The organism is Mesorhizobium sp. M0870 (assembly GCF_040319775.1).
Classification (GTDB): domain Bacteria; phylum Pseudomonadota; class Alphaproteobacteria; order Rhizobiales; family Rhizobiaceae; genus Mesorhizobium.
In genome coordinates, this window is the sequence record NZ_JAMYOI010000002.1 from 298,468 (window position 1) to 316,421 (window position 17,954).

At 61.1% G+C, this 17,954-nt stretch carries 19 protein-coding genes; 4 read left to right on the forward strand and 15 right to left on the reverse strand.

The window, feature by feature from the left end; all coding sequences use genetic code 11:
- Window positions 1–125 precede the first annotated feature (125 nt).
- From NKH97_RS04595 to NKH97_RS04630, 8 genes are all read right to left on the reverse strand, one after another.
- Window positions 126–449: an FtsB family cell division protein gene (locus tag NKH97_RS04595; RefSeq protein ID WP_352552016.1), complete on the reverse strand. Its 324-nt coding sequence runs from the start codon at window positions 447–449 to the stop codon at window positions 126–128.
- Between the two features lie 272 nt (window positions 450–721).
- Window positions 722–1,996: a phosphopyruvate hydratase gene (gene eno / locus NKH97_RS04600; protein ID WP_352795555.1), complete on the reverse strand. Its 1,275-nt coding sequence runs from the start codon at window positions 1,994–1,996 to the stop codon at window positions 722–724.
- A gap of 375 nt (window positions 1,997–2,371) precedes the next feature.
- Window positions 2,372–2,737, reverse strand: a complete 366-nt coding sequence (locus tag NKH97_RS04605; protein ID WP_127294419.1) for a PRC-barrel domain-containing protein — start codon at window positions 2,735–2,737, stop codon at window positions 2,372–2,374.
- Window positions 2,738–2,823: 86 nt separating this feature from the next.
- Window positions 2,824–3,027 carry a dodecin family protein gene (locus tag NKH97_RS04610; protein ID WP_127294417.1) on the reverse strand — a complete coding sequence of 68 codons (204 nt, stop codon included), beginning with the start codon at window positions 3,025–3,027 and terminating at the stop codon, window positions 2,824–2,826.
- A 96-nt stretch (window positions 3,028–3,123) separates the two neighbouring features.
- On the reverse strand, window positions 3,124–3,984 hold the full coding sequence (gene kdsA / locus NKH97_RS04615) for a 3-deoxy-8-phosphooctulonate synthase (RefSeq protein ID WP_031213495.1): 861 nt from the start codon (window positions 3,982–3,984) through the stop codon (window positions 3,124–3,126).
- Window positions 3,981–4,871, reverse strand: a complete 891-nt coding sequence (locus tag NKH97_RS04620) for a VOC family protein (protein ID WP_352552014.1) — start codon at window positions 4,869–4,871, stop codon at window positions 3,981–3,983. Before NKH97_RS04620 ends, kdsA begins: the two co-directional genes overlap by 4 nt.
- 113 nt (window positions 4,872–4,984) lie before the next feature.
- On the reverse strand, window positions 4,985–5,275 hold the full coding sequence (locus NKH97_RS04625) for a Dabb family protein (RefSeq protein WP_352795558.1): 291 nt from the start codon (window positions 5,273–5,275) through the stop codon (window positions 4,985–4,987).
- A 91-nt stretch (window positions 5,276–5,366) separates the two neighbouring features.
- The gene (locus tag NKH97_RS04630) at window positions 5,367–5,501 is read right to left on the reverse strand and encodes a hypothetical protein (RefSeq protein WP_023812051.1); all 135 of its coding nucleotides are present in this window, start codon (window positions 5,499–5,501) and stop codon (window positions 5,367–5,369) included.
- Window positions 5,502–5,832: 331 nt separating this feature from the next.
- Here NKH97_RS04630 and NKH97_RS04635 point away from each other — a divergent pair, with 331 nt between their 5' ends.
- Complete coding sequence (locus NKH97_RS04635; protein WP_352795560.1) at window positions 5,833–7,089, forward strand: class I SAM-dependent methyltransferase; 1,257 nt, start codon at window positions 5,833–5,835, stop codon at window positions 7,087–7,089.
- A gap of 86 nt (window positions 7,090–7,175) precedes the next feature.
- On the opposite strand, the gene NKH97_RS04640 is transcribed toward NKH97_RS04635, so the two are convergent.
- Both NKH97_RS04640 and NKH97_RS04645 read right to left on the reverse strand, forming a co-directional pair.
- Window positions 7,176–9,155, reverse strand: a complete 1,980-nt coding sequence (locus NKH97_RS04640) for a bifunctional 2',3'-cyclic-nucleotide 2'-phosphodiesterase/3'-nucleotidase (protein WP_352795561.1) — start codon at window positions 9,153–9,155, stop codon at window positions 7,176–7,178.
- Between the two features lie 148 nt (window positions 9,156–9,303).
- Window positions 9,304–10,569 (reverse strand): NAD(P)/FAD-dependent oxidoreductase, encoded by a 1,266-nt coding sequence (locus NKH97_RS04645; RefSeq protein WP_352795562.1) that lies wholly within the window; start codon window positions 10,567–10,569, stop codon window positions 9,304–9,306.
- A gap of 172 nt (window positions 10,570–10,741) precedes the next feature.
- Here NKH97_RS04645 and NKH97_RS04650 point away from each other — a divergent pair, with 172 nt between their 5' ends.
- Window positions 10,742–11,395 (forward strand): 5-formyltetrahydrofolate cyclo-ligase, encoded by a 654-nt coding sequence (locus tag NKH97_RS04650; protein WP_352795563.1) that lies wholly within the window; start codon window positions 10,742–10,744, stop codon window positions 11,393–11,395.
- A gap of 362 nt (window positions 11,396–11,757) precedes the next feature.
- On the opposite strand, the gene NKH97_RS04655 is transcribed toward NKH97_RS04650, so the two are convergent.
- Entirely contained in the window at window positions 11,758–12,231 is a 474-nt protein-coding gene (locus tag NKH97_RS04655) for an Lrp/AsnC family transcriptional regulator (RefSeq protein WP_023812056.1), read from the reverse strand.
- Between the two features lie 155 nt (window positions 12,232–12,386).
- Between NKH97_RS04655 and ald the strand changes: the two genes are divergently transcribed.
- Window positions 12,387–13,502, forward strand: a complete 1,116-nt coding sequence (gene ald / locus NKH97_RS04660) for an alanine dehydrogenase (protein WP_352795564.1) — start codon at window positions 12,387–12,389, stop codon at window positions 13,500–13,502.
- Window positions 13,503–13,709: 207 nt separating this feature from the next.
- The gene (locus tag NKH97_RS04665; protein ID WP_127295827.1) at window positions 13,710–15,017 is read left to right on the forward strand and encodes an outer membrane protein; all 1,308 of its coding nucleotides are present in this window, start codon (window positions 13,710–13,712) and stop codon (window positions 15,015–15,017) included.
- A 234-nt stretch (window positions 15,018–15,251) separates the two neighbouring features.
- Here the strand turns inward: NKH97_RS04665 and NKH97_RS04670 are convergent, their stop codons facing one another.
- From NKH97_RS04670 to sseA, 4 genes are all read right to left on the reverse strand, one after another.
- Window positions 15,252–15,719, reverse strand: coding sequence for a DUF1203 domain-containing protein (locus NKH97_RS04670; protein WP_352795566.1), 468 nt, complete (start codon window positions 15,717–15,719; stop codon window positions 15,252–15,254).
- Between the two features lie 132 nt (window positions 15,720–15,851).
- Window positions 15,852–16,409 carry an OmpA family protein gene (locus NKH97_RS04675; RefSeq protein WP_128305998.1) on the reverse strand — a complete coding sequence of 186 codons (558 nt, stop codon included), beginning with the start codon at window positions 16,407–16,409 and terminating at the stop codon, window positions 15,852–15,854.
- Between the two features lie 111 nt (window positions 16,410–16,520).
- Complete coding sequence (locus tag NKH97_RS04680) at window positions 16,521–17,084, reverse strand: GNAT family N-acetyltransferase (protein ID WP_023812061.1); 564 nt, start codon at window positions 17,082–17,084, stop codon at window positions 16,521–16,523.
- 5 nt (window positions 17,085–17,089) lie between these two features.
- Window positions 17,090–17,941, reverse strand: coding sequence for a 3-mercaptopyruvate sulfurtransferase (sseA, locus tag NKH97_RS04685; protein ID WP_023812062.1), 852 nt, complete (start codon window positions 17,939–17,941; stop codon window positions 17,090–17,092).
- Window positions 17,942–17,954: the final 13 nt, after the last annotated feature.

A 17,954-nucleotide genomic window follows, 5' to 3' on the forward strand; every position in this document is an offset into this window, starting at 1 on the left:
TCCTCCCCACCGATTTTAGGGAGGCTAACACGCGTCAAAGCGTTGCGCCATGCCGAATTTGCATAGCTGGCATGCGCCTAAGCAATTAAAATCGTTGAAAATATTGGCGATTAACTGGAAATCAGTTATTTCACCGAGGTCGGCAACATAATGGTGATTTCATCGGCTTGGGACAGATTGAGCGCCTTGCGTGCCTGCTCATCGAGCATGTCCTTCTCGAGCGTGCCTTCATGCATCAGCCGAACGCGGCGCTCGAGTTCCATGCGGCGCGCCTTGATCGCATCGAGCTGGCCTTGCAGCGCAACCGTCTGGGCTTCCAGCTGATATTTCGAATAGATGCCGAATTCGCCATGATAGGCGTGAAAGCCGAAATAGGCCAGGAACGCCACGCAAAGCGAGGGAATGATCAGCCGGCCGGTGTTTCTCTGCTTGTGCTGACGCGTCCACATCGCCCGATTCCTCTAGAGCGTGATGCCGAAAAGTGTGAAGCGGTTTTCGGACGACATGCGCTATCTCTTTGATTTAGAGTCGGATTCAGATTTCAGGTCGAACAGACCTGAAATCATCCGGCTCTAGCCCGCGAACTCAGGCGGCTCACGATCTTTTTCGCCCGATTGTGCTTAACGGACGGTTACGGGAGACCTGTTTGGCGGCACCGAAACGAAAAAGGGCGGGAATGCTCCCGCCCTTTTGTCCGGTATCGATGAGCCGGTGTTCCGGATCAGCCCTTGATCACCGACTTGCCGGCATAGCTTGCCTGCTTGCCGAGTTCTTCCTCGATGCGGATCAGCTGGTTGTACTTGGCCATGCGGTCGGAGCGCGACAGCGAGCCGGTCTTGATCTGTCCGCAATTGGTGGCAACCGCGAGATCGGCGATGGTCGAATCCTCGGTTTCGCCCGAGCGGTGCGACATGACGGCGGTGTAGCCGGCCTTGTGCGCGGTCTCGACGGCGTCGAGCGTTTCCGTCAACGAGCCGATCTGGTTGACCTTGACCAGGATCGAATTGGCAACGCCCATGCGGATGCCGTCGCGTAGCCGCGCCGTGTTGGTGACGAACAAATCGTCGCCGACCAGCTGCGTCTTCTTGCCGATCAGGTCGGTCAGGTACTTCCAGCCTTCCCAATCGTCCTCGGCCAAGCCGTCCTCGATCGAGATGATCGGAAAGTCGGCGGCAAGCTTGGCCAGGTATTTGGCCTGGGCCTTGGGATCGCGCGTCTTCTTCTCGCCCTCATAGACGTAGTTGCCGTCCTTGAAGAACTCGGTCGCGGCGCAATCGAGGCCGAGCGCGATCTCGTCGCCCGGCTTGAAGCCGGCCTGCTCGATCGATTCCATGATGAAATCGAGCGCCACCGGGGCGCTTTTCAGGTTCGGGGCAAAGCCGCCCTCGTCGCCGACATTGGTGTTGTGGCCGGCATCCTTCAGCTTCTTGCGCAGCGTATGGAAGATTTCCGAACCCCAGCGTACACCTTCGCGCAGCGTCGGCGCGCCGATCGGCAGGATCATGAATTCCTGGAAATCGATCGGGTTGTCGGCATGCGCGCCACCATTGATGATGTTCATCATCGGTACCGGCAGGAGATGCGCCTTGGTGCCACCGACATAACGGTACAGCGGCAGGCCGGCGGCATCAGCGGCCGCCTTGGCCACCGCCAGCGACACACCGAGAATGGCGTTGGCGCCAAGCCGGCTCTTGTTGGGCGTGCCGTCAAGCTCGATCATGGTCTGGTCGATATGGATCTGGTTTTCGGCTTCCATGCCGCCGATGGCCTCGAACAGCTCGCCGTTCACCGCTTCGACGGCCCTGAGCACACCCTTGCCGAGATAGCGGGCACCGCCGTCGCGCAGTTCGACGGCCTCGTGGGCGCCGGTCGAAGCACCCGATGGCACCGCCGCGCGGCCCATCGAGCCATCTTCGAGAATGACATCGACCTCGACGGTCGGATTTCCACGGCTGTCCAGGATTTCACGCCCGACAATGTCGATGATGGCGGTCATTTGCGATGTCCTCGATTGATCTGAAGAATGCCGCACGTCTTAGCCAAAGTGCTGCAAAAGGCAATCGGCCGGCTGGCAATTATTGCCGCGGCATCAGCCTCCGAACGATTCACGAAGCGCAAATCGCTGTCATCATAAGTCATGTACGGCAGGCCGGGTTGTGGCTATGGTGCGGGGGCGCGGGGCGAAACAGGAGGAGTTTCGCCATGTCCCAGTTGAGTGGTATCGTGAGTCTGTTCCTGATCGCGGCGGCATTCCTGACGTCGTGCGACAATCAGCAGTCGCCGCCCAAGGCGATGGCCCCCTTACACGTCAGCGAATAAGCCGGAATCCAAAGCGGCCCCGTCTCTCGACGGGGCCGCTTTATCGTTGCTGTTAATGCCAGTAAGGCGTGACCTTGTAATAATTGTAGGATTCGTCGCGGGCCGCCTCGCCATCCGCCCCGGTCAATTCGTTGATCGAATAAGCAGGTGCCGCCCTGAGTTGTTCCTTGGAAAACGGCACGACATACCCGCCTTTGTCCTCATCGTAGTCGAGGCTTGCCCACGGAATGGCGTGATATTTCTCGCCGATACCGAGGAAGCCGCCAAAACCGATGACCGCGAACATGATGCCGTTCGTCATCTTGTCAAGCATCACATCCTCGATGCTGCCGATGCTCGTGCCTTCGGTATTGTAGACCGATGTGCCGATGACCCGCGAAGCGGCGATGGCTTGGGTGTGACCTGTCTGGGTTGCCATGATTGTGCTCCTCATTGTGGTTTCGAACCATACTTGGACAATGAGGGGCGCGGGCGAAGGTTCCCGACTTTTTCGGCGTCGACCGTTCACTCCGCGAGGATGAAGGTAACCTTCATATTGACGCGATAAGCAACAATCTTGCCGTCTTGGACGACGATCTTCTGGTCCTGGATCCAGGCGCCCTCGACGTTCTTCAGGGTTTTGGATGCGCGCGCAATTCCCTGTTCGATGGCGTCCTGAAAGCTCTTGTTCGACGAGGATGTGATTTCGGTGACGCGGGCGACGGACATGGCTTCCTCCTGCCAAAACGCTTATTTGCCAGCCAAGCGTATAGCCGGCTCGTGCCTTCCACAAGCGCCGGCAGTCGGCGGAGTATGCGTCCGCCCTTAGAGGCCCTTGGCGATGCGGTCGAATGCCATCAGCCGCTCGAGCAGGGCCGGCATGTCCTTCAACGGGAGCATGTTCGGGCCGTCGGAAGAGGTCGAGTTGTCGGGATCCTGATGGGTCTCGATGAACACGCCGGCAACGCCGACAGCGACTGCCGCGCGGGCCAGCGTCTCGACAAAGCGGCGCTCGCCACCCGAGGAACCACCCTGCCCGCCCGGTTGCTGCACCGAATGCGTGGCATCGAAGATCACCGGCGCGCCGATCTCGGCCATGATGGGCAGAGCGCGCATGTCGGACACCAGCGTGTTGTAGCCGAAGGACGCGCCGCGCTCGGTGGTCAGCACATTGGCATTGCCGGATCCGGTGATCTTGGCGACGACGTTCTTCATGTCCCAGGGGGCGAGGAACTGCCCCTTCTTCACATTGATAACCTTGCCGGTCCTGGCGGCGGCGACCAGCATGTCCGTCTGGCGCGACAGGAAAGCCGGAATCTGCAGGACATCGACATGCGGCGCGACGATCGCGCACTGCTCCTCGGTATGGACATCGGTCAGCACGGGGAGCGAAAATTCCTTGCGCAACTCGTCGAAGACGGGAAGGGCTGCGTCCATACCGGCACCGCGCGTCGCCGACAGCGAGGTGCGGTTGGCCTTGTCGTAGCTGGTCTTGTAGACGAGCCCTATGCCGAGCCTGCCGGTCAGTTCCTTCAGCGCGCCGGCCATATCGAAGGCGTGCTGGCGTGATTCAAACTGACAAGGGCCGGCGATCAGCGACAGAGCCGCCTTGTTGTCGAAGACGACATTGCCGACGGTTACCGACGAATTGGGCGCCATCGAATTGGACGCTTGCGGCTTGCTCATGGGATCTCCCGGAAGATGAAGGCCGCGCCCTGTCCGGGTGCAGGCCGCACGACGATATCATTGCCCGCTATATCGTGTTGGACGGAATTGGCTGCAAGCAGCCTCGATGTCACATCGGCGTTCCGAACCGAAAAGACCACCGCTGCGAAGCGTAGATCTGTCGGCGCGCCGGCAGGCAGGCCGAAGCGCGCGGTGAAAGCCGCGCCGTCAAGCACGCTCAAATCTGCATTCGGCAAGGGAAACATGCCGCCCTGCCTGTCGGCGGCCGGATCGTCCACCGCCACGGAAATCAGCCCATGCTGCTTTCCGGGCGCATCGCTGATCGCCAAGATCTCGACAATTCCGGTCGCGCCGTTGGCGTGGGCCTGCAAAGCCGTACGGTCAACATCAGGCGCGTTGACGCGCTCGCAGGCAAACAGGAAGGCGTCCGTGGCTTCGGCTCCGGCCGCGAAGGCGAGCTTGAACGATGCGATGTCGCTTTTGCCGGCAGGGTCGGTGAAGGCGCGCGAAAAGCCCAGCATGTCTCCCGCCGAGATGCCGGCATCGACATAGCGTGCATGGTCGGCATCGGCATTGCCCGTGCTTAGAACAATGGCGGAAAATCCCTCGTCGCCGTTGCTGTCGCGATAGGCGCGATCACGCGTGACGAAGACATTGCCGTCTGCGATAGCCTTTGTCGCCACCTGTTCGTCGCCGACCGCGAGCGGTTCGAGATACGTGCCGTCGGCCAGGAAAACACAGCAGTTTTCCGTTCCGAAGGGATGGATGCCGGTCGGGGCCACGACGAAGCCAAGCGCGGTGAGCCGGGCTCGCGCAACCTCAAGGCTCTGCGTCGGCAGCACCAGGTGATCGAGCGGATGAGTGCCTGCGGCTGCGGTTTGGGTCATGCAGGCGCGATGTGCATCATTCCGCAAGTCGGTTCAAGACTTGATCGCAATCCCGGCCAGTTCGCCCAAGTCAGTTCACCGGACTTCGAAAAAGGCACCACCTGGACAAGGCATCAGCTTCCGGCAACGACATCGGCGGAATAGCGCAGTTCCCGCATCGGTTTGACCTTGCTGGTGGTCTGCGCATAGAGCGGGTGCGCCTTGTAGGCGGCCAGCGCGGCGTCGTCGGCGAACTCCGCATAGACGACCACGTCGACCTCATCGGACAGTGGATCGACCTTGGTGTTCAAGGTGACCTCGAAAAGGCTGGAATGAGGAATGTCGCCGAGCGCCAGCAAGCCGGTGCGCACAGCCTCGGCATCCTCTTTTCGCCGCGCGCTGAAGAAAACGATATGCCGGATCAACCCCGCCTCCTCGATCAAAGTGCTGGGGTCTTTTGTGACGGCAGGACGTTGGCGTCAATCGACAAGGATGTCGCGGCTGCAGCCGCCGGAGCTAAACCTTGCCGGTAGCATATCGCACAATGCGGCTAAGTTCTCTCACCGTGGTGTCGAGATACCGGCCCTGATTGTACATGCCATCCCAGATCAGGAAAAACGCGATTGCGGCAATGACGATTACATAACGCATGGCTAAATCTATCGCACAAGGAATTCTGCGGCCATAGGCGTTTTTTAACGCGCTGCGCCTTGGCTGTCCAAAGGCACAGATGCCCGCCGGCGCGAGCAATCTGCTTGGCACAGCCCCGCTTGCAGCCTGCCCCTTGAAGTTTCCCCGCATGACGTGGAAGATTGTCGCACGGATTCACCGGGAAGCGCTGAAGCTCTGGTAGGGGCGCGCACTTCATTCGAGCCCGCTCGCCGACGAACCGGTCGCGGCGGCGTTCGAAACTGGCGAATGGTCCAAGAGAACCGTGGCTCGGCAATCTGCCCCGACACCGCGGAAATCCAGGGGGCATGAGATGGCACAAAAGGAACTTTTTGGTGCAGCATTGAGCGACGCGGTCAGGCTCGATGAGTTCAATTTCGCCGAGATCGTCAAAGGTCTGCCGGCGAAAGCGCGCATGGTGCTGTCGGCGGCGATGAACCTGCCGCGCGGTTCGCTCAAGGTCAGGCTGCCGGACGGCCGTGCCGTCTTCGTCGGCGGCAAGGGACCTGGCCCAGATGCCGAACTGGTGCTGAAGAATTGGCGCTTGCCCGGCCGCGCCTTTTCCGGCGGCACGATCGGCGTTGCCGAATCCTATATGGACGGCGATTGGGAAAGCCCTGATGTGACCAGCTTCCTGGAGCTGTTCGTGGTCAATTCGGTCATCGGCGAGCGTATCGCGGGCGGCACCAGTTGGCTGATCAACACCGTCCAGCGCATCCGCCACTGGTTCAACCAGAACACGCGCACCGGTTCGAAACGCAATATCTCGGCGCATTACGACCTCGGCAACGCCTTCTACAAGGAATGGCTCGATCCGAGCATGACCTATTCTTCGGCGCTCTACACGACCGGTGCCAACGACCTGGAAGGCGCCCAGGCCGCCAAATATCGCGCTCTGGCGAAGGATACAGGGATCGGTCCGAAGGACCATGTGCTGGAAATCGGCTGCGGCTGGGGTGGCTTCGCCGAATTCGCGGCGCGCGAGATCGGCTGCCGCGTGACCGGGCTGACGATCAGCCGCGAGCAGCACGATTTTGCCACGGCTCGCATCGCCAAGGCTGGCCTTGCCGACAAGGTCGACATCAAGCTGCAGGATTATCGCGACGAAACCGGCACCTATGACCGCATCGCCTCGATCGAGATGTTCGAGGCGGTCGGCGAGAAATACTGGCCGGTGTTTTTCGGCAAGATGAAGGCCTGTCTGAGGCCTGGGGGCACTGCCGGCCTGCAGATCATCACCATCAACGAAGCCGCCTACGACACCTATCGCGCAAGGCCGGATTTCATCCAGCGCTACGTCTTCCCGGGCGGCATGCTGCCGACACCGTCGATCCTGAAGGCACTGGGCAAGGATCATGGCCTTGCTCATCTACGCGAGCGCGTGTTTCCGGATGACTACGCGCGCACGTTGGCCGAATGGCGCCACCGGTTCCGGGCGTCATGGGAGAAGATCGTTCCGCTCGGCTTCGACGACCGCTTCAAGAAGCTCTGGGAGTTCTACCTGCACTATTGCGAAGCCGGCTTCCGCGCCAGCTACATCGACGTGCGCCAGGTGGTCTACAAGGCGTAAATCGACACGCTCTTCGATTTTTCATTGCCGCTGACCAAGCGATGTCGAGCACGATCTCGACATGGCCGCGCGGTCGCCGTCACCCTTCAAAGCAGGATGCGGTATTTCGCGAAGCCTGCCTCGCCCTCGCCCGCCGGCTCGATCTTCAGCGATTTCACCTGCGCAATGAAATCCTTGGCCTTGGGGCCGGTTTCGAACACGGCGCTGGCTCCAGGCAGCGGTGCGAACGACCAGTTGTCGTCCGCCGATGGGTTGATCATGCCCTCGCTGACGATATAGCGAACGATGACGTCGCGATTGGTGTCCGGCGCTTCGTAGATGATCTTCGAAGCATTGATGTCGGGGAAATTGCCACCGCCGCCAGCCCGGTAATTGTTGGTCGCAACGACGAATTTCTGGTTGGGATCAATCGGTTTTCCGTCGAACATCAAGTCGACGATACGATTGCCGCCGGCATTCGCCAACCCGCCCTTGGCATCGTATTTCGGCGGCTGCGACAGGTCGATCTTGTAGGTGACGCCGTCGATGATGTCGAAATTGTAGGACGGAAAATCGGTGTTGATGAGGGCTTGGTCGGCCTTATCAGGCTCGATCCGGTTGAAGATGCCGGCCGACATTTCCAGCCACTCCTTGACCTGCGCACCGGTTATTTCGACCGCCCGCACGGTGTTCGGATAGAGATAGAGGTCGGCAACGTTCTTGATGGCGATGTCGCCTGCCGGCACGTCGGTATAGTAGTCGGCGCCGTTGCGCCCGCCGGCCTTGAAGGGAGCGGCGGCCGACAGCAGCGGCACGTCCTTCCATTGCGTGTTCTTGAGAATTTCCTTGAGGTACCAGGTCTGCGCCTGGCTGACGACCTGCACCGACGGATCGTCGGCGACCAGCGCGAAATAGGAATAGAGCGGCGCGGAGGTCTTGCCGACAGGGCGGCGCACATAGGCCAGTGTCGCCTGGTGGTCCTGTTCGAGGGCCGCGATGATGCGCTTGTCGTCCGGGACAGTCGGCTTGTTCTTGTTGTCGACGCGTTCGAAGATCGGCCGCGCCTCGGAAGTGGCTGAAACGACCTTCCATTTCGACCCGTCACGTTCCAGCATCAGGTCGACCAGCCCCATATGCGAGCCCCAGAAGCCGCCCATGACGGCGGGCTTGCCCTGCAGCGTGCCTTTCTGCGTGTCGACACCATCGAGCGACTGGAAATCCTTCTTGCCGGGGAACACCAGATGCTGGTGACCGGTGAACACCGCATCGATGCCGTCGACACCGGCGACGAAGAACGAGGCGTTTTCCATCATCTCGCCCTGCTTCACGTCGATGCCGGAATGCGAGAGCGCAATGACGATGTCGGCGCCCTCCTCTTTCATCTGCGGCACCCAGGCCTTGGCCGCCTCGACGATGTCGCGCGTCTTGACGTTGCCTTCCAGGTTCTTGAGATCCCAAACCATGATCTGCGGCGGCACGAAGCCAATGATGCCGATCCTGATCGGCTGCTCGGCGCCCGCGCCGTCCTTTATCTTCTTGTCGAGGATGACATAGGGCTTGAGATAGAGCTTGTCGTCGCGCGGGTTAGCGGCAAGCTCGGTCCCGCGGATCAAATTGGCGCAGACGAAGGGAAAATTGGCACCGGCCAGCACCTTGTCCAGGAACGACAGGCCGTAGTTGAACTCGTGGTTGCCCAGTGTCGAGCACTCGTAGCCGAGCAGGTTCATGCCTTTCATGATCGGATGCAGGTCGCCGTCCTTCAGCCCCTTCTCATAGGCGATGTAGTCGCCCATCGGATTGCCCTGCAGCAGGTCGCCATTGTCGATCAGCATCGAATTCACGGCTTCCTTGCGCACAGCATCGATGAGAGACGCCGTGCGCGACAGACCCAGCGTGTCGTTCGCTTTGTCGGCGTAGTAATCGTAAGGCAGCACGTTCACATGGATGTCGGTGGTTTCCATGATCCGAAGATGGGCCTGGTTGCCTTGAGCGCGGGCGGAGAACGGATGCAGCATGATCAGTGCCCCTGCGGCGGCGGCACCCGCAAGGAGATCGCGGCGGGATACGGGATGGAGCAGTTGCGACATGTTTTCTCCTCGACAACCTGACAAAGCCCTGCCCCGAAGCGAACTTCGCTCTGAAACCTGCTTAAGTCCATTCAACAAGTCGCGCGCATGAAGCCGTCAGTCCATCAGCAACAGATTGACGTGCGCATGAACGATCGGGGCGAAGAAATCAGCCCTTGTCGTCGTCGCCCTGGGTGATCAGCCGCGCGCTACGTTGCCCCGTCGCGTAGATCCATAGCCAGCTCAGCGAAACCGCAAGCCGGTTGCGAAAGCCGATCAGGAAATAGATGTGCGCCACTCCCCACAGCCACCAGGCGAGCCAGCCGGTGAGCTTGATCCAGCCGAAATCGATGGCAGCGGCGCGTTTGCCGATCGTCGCCAGATCGCCGGCATGCCTGTAGTGGAAAGGACGCGCGGTCGTGTCGCCGCCGAGCCTGGCCTTGATGGTGGCCGCAACATGTCGGCCCTCCTGTTTGGCGGAAGGCGCCACGCCGGGAACCGGCCGCCCGTCCGGCCGCAGCACATGAGCGGCGTCGCCGATGACAAAGATCTCCGGGCTGCCGGGCACGCTGAGGTCAGGCTCGACCAGCACCCTGCCCGCGCGGTCCGCCTTCGCTCCCAGCCATTCAGCGGCTGGCGAAGCGGCAACGCCGGCTGCCCACAGGATCGTTCGGGCTGCCAGTTGCTTATCGCCAAACACAACACCTTCGGCGTCGCAGCGCGTGACGGCCTGGCCGAGCTCGACCGTCACGCCGAGCCGCTCGAGCGCTTTGCTGGCATAGTCGGAAAGTTTCAGTGCGAAATTGGCCAGAATGCGGTCGCCGGCCTCGATCAGCACCACGCGCGTCTGCCGCGTGTCGATGTTGCGGAATTCGCCGCGCAGCGTGTCATGCGCCAGCTCGACGATGGTGCCGGCAAGCTCGACGCCGGTCGGTCCGCCGCCGACGATCGCAATGGTCAGCAACGCCTGGCGTTTGGCGGGATCGGTCTCCCGCTCGGCCTGTTCGAAGGCCAGGAGAATGCGGCGCCGAATGGTGGTGGCGTCCTCCAACGTCTTCAGGCCAGGTGCGAACGGTTCCCATTCGTCATGGCCGAAATAGGCGTGGCGGGCACCGGTGGCGAGCACCAGCGTGTCGTAGGCGACCGCGCTGCCGTCATCGAGCAGCACGCGCTTGCCGGCGCGGTCGACACCGGTGACATTGGCGAGCAGCGTCGTCACATCCTTGCGCTTGCGCAGGAGGTGGCGGATCGGCCAGGCAATCTCGGAAGTGGCCAGCGCCGTCGTCGCCACCTGGTAGAGCAGCGGCTGGAAGAGGTGATGGTTGCGCTTGTCGATCATGGTGATACGGACCGGCGCGCCAGCAAGTGCACGGGTGAACTCGAGGCCGCCGAAACCCGCGCCGACAACGACGACATGATGCCTAGCTTCGTTCATTTCGTTCATTTCGTTCACCCCGATAGCAAGATTGCCTGTCCTGGATGTAGGTATTTTTGTGCAATGCAACAACAGATGGACAGTGCCCGAGACTCGTCGTTGCATGTCGTGAATGCACATGTTGTATCGTATCGCGAGGTATAGCGTCATCGAACACGCGATGAGGTGAGGCATGGCCAACGATCGTGACGACGATGCTCCGGCGCAATATTCTTCGCCGCCCTGTTTCATGCACGAACTCGATCGGCAATTCCGTGCGCCTTCGAGCGACTGGACCGATGTGAGACGCTGGCGCAAAGCCGAGCGCGAACGCCTGATCGCCGCGCGTCTTGCTGTTTCGGCCGACGCCCGAACGGTAATGTCGCAAAGCATTGCGGAAAGCCTCGACGCGATGATCGGCGAGATCGCCGGGCGCATGGTCAGTCTCTATTGGCCGTTTCGTGGCGAGCCGGATTTGCGGCCTTGGATGGCGTCCATAAACGAACGCGGCGGCCGCACCGCCCTGCCCATCGTCATCGAGAAGGGGCAGCCGCTGATCTTCCGCGTCTACAAAGCGGGCGACCGGCTGGAGAAAGGTGTCTGGAACATCCCGATCCCGGCCGAGGGCGATCCGGTGCTGCCGGACATCGTCATCTCGCCGATCGTCGGCATCGATCCCCAGAACTACCGCCTGGGGTATGGCGGCGGTTTCTTCGACCGTACGCTGGCAGCGATGCCGTTCAAGCCGCTGGTCATCGGCGTCGGCTACGAATTGCAGCGCATCGCGACCATCTACCCGCAGCCGCACGATATCCCAATGGATCGGGTGGTAACGGCGGTCAGCTAGCCCCGGCCCCACAGGGTAGTTAGCGGCCTGTCAGCAGCCAGGTTGTCATGGTTCGTCTCGATGGATCGCAGAAGCATTCGGGATTGACCCAAGGCACCCACCTTCGTCATCCACGGGCGAAGCAGGAGCGAAGCTCCGTCGCGGAGACCCGAGGATCCATGCCGTGACCTTGACCAAGGAATGCAGCCGAGCAGAACTCTGCACCGTAGTGACGCTTTGAAGTCGCGGCATGGACCTCGGGTCTGCGCTGCGTCGCTACACTCCTTGCTCCGCCCGTGATGACGAAGTGACGCCCGTTTCCGCAAATCGAAGGCAGGTGGTTTGTCTATGCAGCGACCCGTCAGAACTTCTGTGTCGAGGAACTAGGCCATCTCCGGCTTCATGCCCATGGCCGTACGGTCGACGATCTCACGCAAGGCGAACGACGAATTGATCTTGGTCACATGCGGCATCGCCGACAGCCATTCCTTGTGGATTCGCTCATAGTCGACGAGATCCTTGGCCGCGATCCTCAGGATGTAGTCATATTCGCCCGACATCAGATGGCAGGACAGCACGTTCGGGCAGCGTTTGATCGCCGCCTCGAAATCCGACAGAGTCTTCTCGAACTGTCCCGACAGCGATATGTGCACGATCGCCGTCATCTGGTGGCCAAGTGCTGTATTGGAAAGCCGGGCATGATAGCCACGGATGGTTCCGGATTTCTCCAGATTGTCGAGCCGGCGCGAACAGGCCGACTGCGATAGGCCGACCTTTTCGGCAAGTGCCGCGTTGGGTATCCTGCCATCCTTCTGCAATGCCTCAAGAATGGCGATATCAATCCTGTCGAGCGTCATTATTCGTGAATCCTGCGAATATCTTGTTATTTCGCGCAACGATTATCGAAACCGGCCGGTTGGCGCAAGCGCATTCGCAAACACCTGCGCAACGATTCGTGGTTCACTCCATCCAGACAGGGAACGAGCCCAAAGGGCCGGATCAGGAGAAGAAAATGCGCGTCGGCTGCCCCAAGGAAATCAAGAACCACGAATACCGCGTCGGCCTCACTCCCGGCTCGGTCCGCGAATATGTCGCCCATGGCCACGAAGTGCTGGTCGAGACCGGCGCCGGGGCCGGCATCGGCGCCGATGACAACGCCTATCGCGCCGCCGGCGCCACGATTGCCAAGACGGCCGCCGAGGTGTTCGCCAGGTCGGACATGATCGTCAAGGTCAAGGAACCGCAGCCCAGCGAATGGGCGCAGCTTCGCGAAGGCCAGATCCTGTACACCTACCTCCACCTGGCGCCGGATCCGGAGCAGACCAAGGGCCTGCTTGCGTCCGGCGTGACGGCAATCGCCTACGAGACTGTGACCGACGACCGTGGCGGCCTGCCGCTGCTGGCGCCGATGTCGGAAGTTGCCGGACGCCTGTCGATCCAGGCCGGCGCCACGGCGCTGCAGAAGGCCAATGGCGGCCGCGGTTTGCTGCTGGGTGGCGTGCCCGGCGTGCTGCCCGGCAAGGTCACCGTGCTCGGCGGTGGCGTCGTCGGCCTGCACGCGGCCAGGATGGCGGCCGGCCTTGGCGCCGACGTCACCATCATCGACCGCTCGATCCCGCGCCTCCGCCAGCTCGACGACCTCTTCGCCGGCCGCGTCCACACCCGTTACTCGACTGTCGAGGCGCTGGAAGAAGAGTGTTTTTCAGCCGACATCGTCGTCGGCGCGGTGCTGATCCCGGGTGCCGCGGCACCAAAACTGGTTTCGCGCGAAATGCTGTCGGGCATGAAGAAAGGCTCGGTGCTGGTCGACGTCGCCATCGACCAGGGCGGCTGCTTCGAGACTTCGCACGCCACCACTCATGCCGAGCCGACCTATGAGGTCGACGGCGTCATCCACTATTGCGTCGCCAACATGCCGGGTGCCGTGCCGGTCACTTCGGCCCACGCGCTCAACAACGCGACGCTGCACTATGGCCTGCAGCTTGCCGACAAGGGCCTGAAGGCGCTGGTCGACGATCATCACCTGCGCAACGGCCTCAATGTCCATAAAGGCAAGATCACCAACCGGGCAGTCGCCGAGGCGCTCGGCTACGAACTGGTCGAGCCGAAAGCCGTTCTTGCCGCCTGATTTTTCGCGAAAACAGCTCCTTTCAATCCAGCCCGCCGGTTCCAAGCCGGCGGTTTTTTTCTTGCGAGCCTGTTTTTCAGGCAAAGCTTGGTGTCGAAACACGTGACGCAACGGCACTTTGCTCATCATTGTTGCATATTTGTCATTCCCGTACCGGCCGACTCCCTGCTAGAGACATTCTGGGTTTATTCATTGGGGTACGGGCATATGTTCATTCGCACATCCGCGAAATCTTTTCTTCTTGGTGCTGTTTCTGCTGTAGCTTTGATGTCTGCTGCTCATGCAGCTGACGTCGTGCAACCGGTAGAAGAAGCTGCCGGCTTTAACTGGAGCGGCCTCTACGTTGGTTTCGGCGTCGGTGCCGGTGCCAACGTACACAAGCTCGGCAGCGATTTTATTCCAATCTCGCTGAACGGCATTGGTGGCGAAGGCGTCTATGGTGAGCTGACGGTTGGCTATGACTATATGGTCTCGCCCCGGTTCCTCATCGGAGGTCTGCTGGACGCTCACGTCGGCAACATCGGGACCACGCTGGACATTACGGGGTTCGACGCTTCGATCAAGGAAACCTACGGTTTCGACGCTGGCCTGCGTCTCGGCTACCTCTTGACGCCGAACACTCTGGGTTACGTGCTGGGTGGCTATTCCTGGCAGAAGTACAAGCTCGATACGAACGCCGGCTTCGACTTTGATTGGGATCAGAGCGGGTATTTTGTCGGAGGTGGCATCGAAACGGCCATCAACAGCAATTGGACGATCAAGACTGAGTATCGCTATACGCGCTTCGGGACCAAGGACGATCTTCTTTCCGACGCTGGCCTTGTCGGAGTTCCGGACGGTCTCCTCAATCTTGACACCTCGCGCCATACCTTCCAGATCGCAGCCAATTACCGTTTCGGTGCGCAGAACGGCGGCGGTGCTGCCTTCGAGACGCCAGCCTACAACTGGACCGGCTTCTACATCGGCGGCGCTGGTGGCGCCGGTGCATCCGTGCATCAGATCAACGTTCCGCCGCTCGGCGACCTGGAATTCAATGGTCTCGGTGGCGAAGGTGCCTTTGGTGAACTGAACGTCGGCTACGATCATGACTTCGGCAGCTGGGTCGCAGGCGTCATGGTCGATGCACGCTACTCCGGCATGACTTCCGAACTGGAGCTCGGCGGCGGATCGATCAACGTCGATACCGACTATGGGTTCGATGTGTTGGGCCGCGTCGGCATGAAGATGAACGAATCGACCCTTGCCTATGCGCTTGCCGGCTATAGCTGGCAGCATTTCGATCTGAACGCTTCCGATCCGATCGGCGACATTCTCGACTGGGGTTCCAGCGGTTTCTCGGTTGGTGGCGGCCTTGAAACGGCTCTGTCCAGCAACGTTACCGTCGGTCTCGAATATCGCTATTCGCAGTTCGCCAAGAAGGACTTTTCTTCGGAATTCGGCGCACCTGACGACACCCTTACCGCGACTTCCTCTTTCCACACCGTGCGTCTCGGCGCGAAGTACAAGTTCAACTAAAAGGCCCTCCAGCCAAACAGTTGCAGCCCGTCGGCCATGCCGGCGGGCTTTTTTGTTGCGCGGAATACCTCGGCGCAAAGCCCAGGCAACAAAAAAGCGGAGCCAAAGCCCCGCTTCCTCGATGTCGAGATTTGCCGCCGGTTCATCCGCGGTCGGCAAATCGATCGACAATGGCTTTCTATCGCGATTATGCGACGGGAGTACGACAACTGTTCCCAGCGGCTAATCTCAGCCTCAAGCGCGCTCGATACGGCACTGGTAGCAATTGTTGCGCGCCGAACGGACATGGACGTAGGCGATCTCGTCGCGTTCGAACAGCGTCTCGGCCCGTGCAGCAATTGCCGTGGTCGGGATGACGCCGCCGCTGCCATAGACGATACGATCATCCCTGCCATAGCCGCGCACGATGTAGTCAGGGCTATCGAGAACCTCGGGCAGCGCCTCGCTCTCAGCGGCACCATCGCATTCCTCGGCATGCAGGAAGATCGGCCCCGTTTCGGCGTAGGGCTGAAGGCTAGGGAATGGCCTGTATGCCAGAACAAGGTAGGCATCGCCGGCTCCTATATTCTTCAAGCAATGCCGGCAAGGCATGCCGTCACCGTCGGAGATCTTTCGCTCGGGCATTTGGCCATAAGCATCGATCCCGCTGCGCTGCAACGTCCTGACATCTTCGGTCGGCAAAGCTTTGAACTGGATGGTCATCGAAAAATCTCCGGTGTCGTGACTGGAAATTATGTCCTTGAACCCTCGCCGCCCACCCGATTCCTGCCAAATGTCGAAGAGCCGGTCGCCCCTCGGCGATCGGCTCTCATCAAGTCCCGTCGGAGCTGCGGCTCAACGGATGAAATCGTCGAAGCGGCGGAGCGTCACCCGGCGATTCTGCCAGTTTTCGGTCTGCGTCCGCACGAGCAAAAACTCCTCGCCGTAACCAACAGTTTCCAGGGCATGGCCGGGCACGCCGAATTCGCGCACCAATGTGCGCTTCAGCGAAGCGGCGCGCTGTTCGGACAGAGCCTGATTCGACTGGAAGGAGCCGACGGCGTCGGTATGGCCCTCGATCAGCACGCGGGCGCCGCGATCGCGGCGCAGGATGCGCCGCAGCGCGTCGGCAATGGTCTCGATCTTGTCGTATTGCGAACTGGAAATGGCCGCCGAACCGAAGGCGAAGTTGATCGACTGGATATCGATCGAGCGGGCCATGCGGCGCAAATCCGGGCGCCGCTTGAATTCGCGGATGGTGACGCGCTCGTTCGGCCGCAATTTCACACGCGGCGCCGCCTCGAGCTTCCGCTCGATCGTCGCGGCCGAAGGCGTTGTCGCCTGGGCTGCGGCCAGGCTTGGCATGGCAATTGCCGCGATCAGCGCGGCGGCAAGTGTACGGCGGGTCAGCATATCTTCGTCTCCTTCGGCCTTGGCCGCATTGATGGTGCCGGCAACATGCCAAAAACAGCCTGAAGGGCCGATGAACGACGGGTTCAGATTCGAGCTGGTATTAGCTTCCGGCTAGGGCCGCATGACGCTGGCCGCGCGCTCGGTGAAAGGCAGCGGATGGACGATTTCCCTCTTTTGCGCCACCGGTGCGAAGCCGAGCTTCTGGTAGAGCGGCAGAGCCGCCGGATGATCGAGCGTGCAGGTCTGCACCGTCACCCGCTTCGGCCCATGCGACCATGCGGCGGCGATCGCGGAGCCCAGGAACCAGCGGCCGATGCCTTGCCCGGTGGCATGTTCCATCATGCCGAAATAGGCAAGCTCGACTTCCTCCGGCAGATGCGGCTTGAGGTCGAAGAAGCCGGCGGGGGCGCCATCGAGGTAGAGCACCCTGATGTCGCGGTCCTCGCGATGGATGCCGGCCGAAAGCTCGTCGTCATCCAGTCTCAGCACATTGACCCAGTGCCATTTGCGCCCCACCCGGTCCATCAGATAGCGGTAGAAATGCAGCGGAATGTCCTTGGTCTTCAGCAGCGCGACCTGACGGTTATACGGCACAGGCGGCGAATAGGCCGGCGGCACATGCATCTCGAGGAACGTCACCGTGACGTCAATGTCTTCCAGCGTGCCGTTTTCCATCGTCTTCATTCCTTGCCGGTCACCACAGGCGTGTCGGAAAGCCCGCCCCACTCCGTCCAGGAGCCGTCGTAAAGCCTGTTGTTCGTATGGCCAAGCGTTTCCAGCGCCAGCGTCACCACCGCCGCGGTAATACCGGAGCCGCATGAAGTGACGACAGGTTTCGACAGATCGATGCCGGCCTCCTCGATCACCTTGCGCAGGCGGTCCTTCGACAACAGCTCGCCATTTTCCGACAGCGCCGAATAGGGCAGATTGCGCGCGCCAGGCATATGGCCGGAGCGGATACCCGCGCGCGGCTCAGGTTCAGTGCCGGTGAACCGGCCCGGCCCCCGGGCGTCGGCGATCTGGCTTGCCCTGGTGTCGACGATCCGGCGCATGTCGGCGAGGCTGGCGACGCGCCCGGGGTCGAAATCGGCATGAAACACGCTTGGCGCGATCTTGGTCGGCTCAGCCGTCACCGGCCTGCCGGCGGCTTTCCAGCCATCGAAGCCGCCATCCAGAATATAGGTCTGGAAGACGCCCATCACCCGGAACATCCACCACGCCCGGGGCGCCGAGAAGAAACCCGGACCATCATAGACGACGATGGTGTCATCGGCCGAAACACCCATGGCGCCGACATACTGGGCAAAATGCTGCGGCGACGGCAAGGTATGCGGCAGGGGCGAATCCGGGTCCGAAACGGCATCCTGATCGAGAAATCGTGCGCCCGGGATGTGGGCCGACTCATACTCGCCGCGCGCATCGCGCTTCTGCGCCGGGAGATACCAGGATGCGTCGATGATCGTCAGGCCCGGCTCGCCGAGTCGTTGCTGCAGCCAGTCTGCGTCGACGGTGAAGGGGCTGTCCTCGGCCATTTTGTTCTCCTGC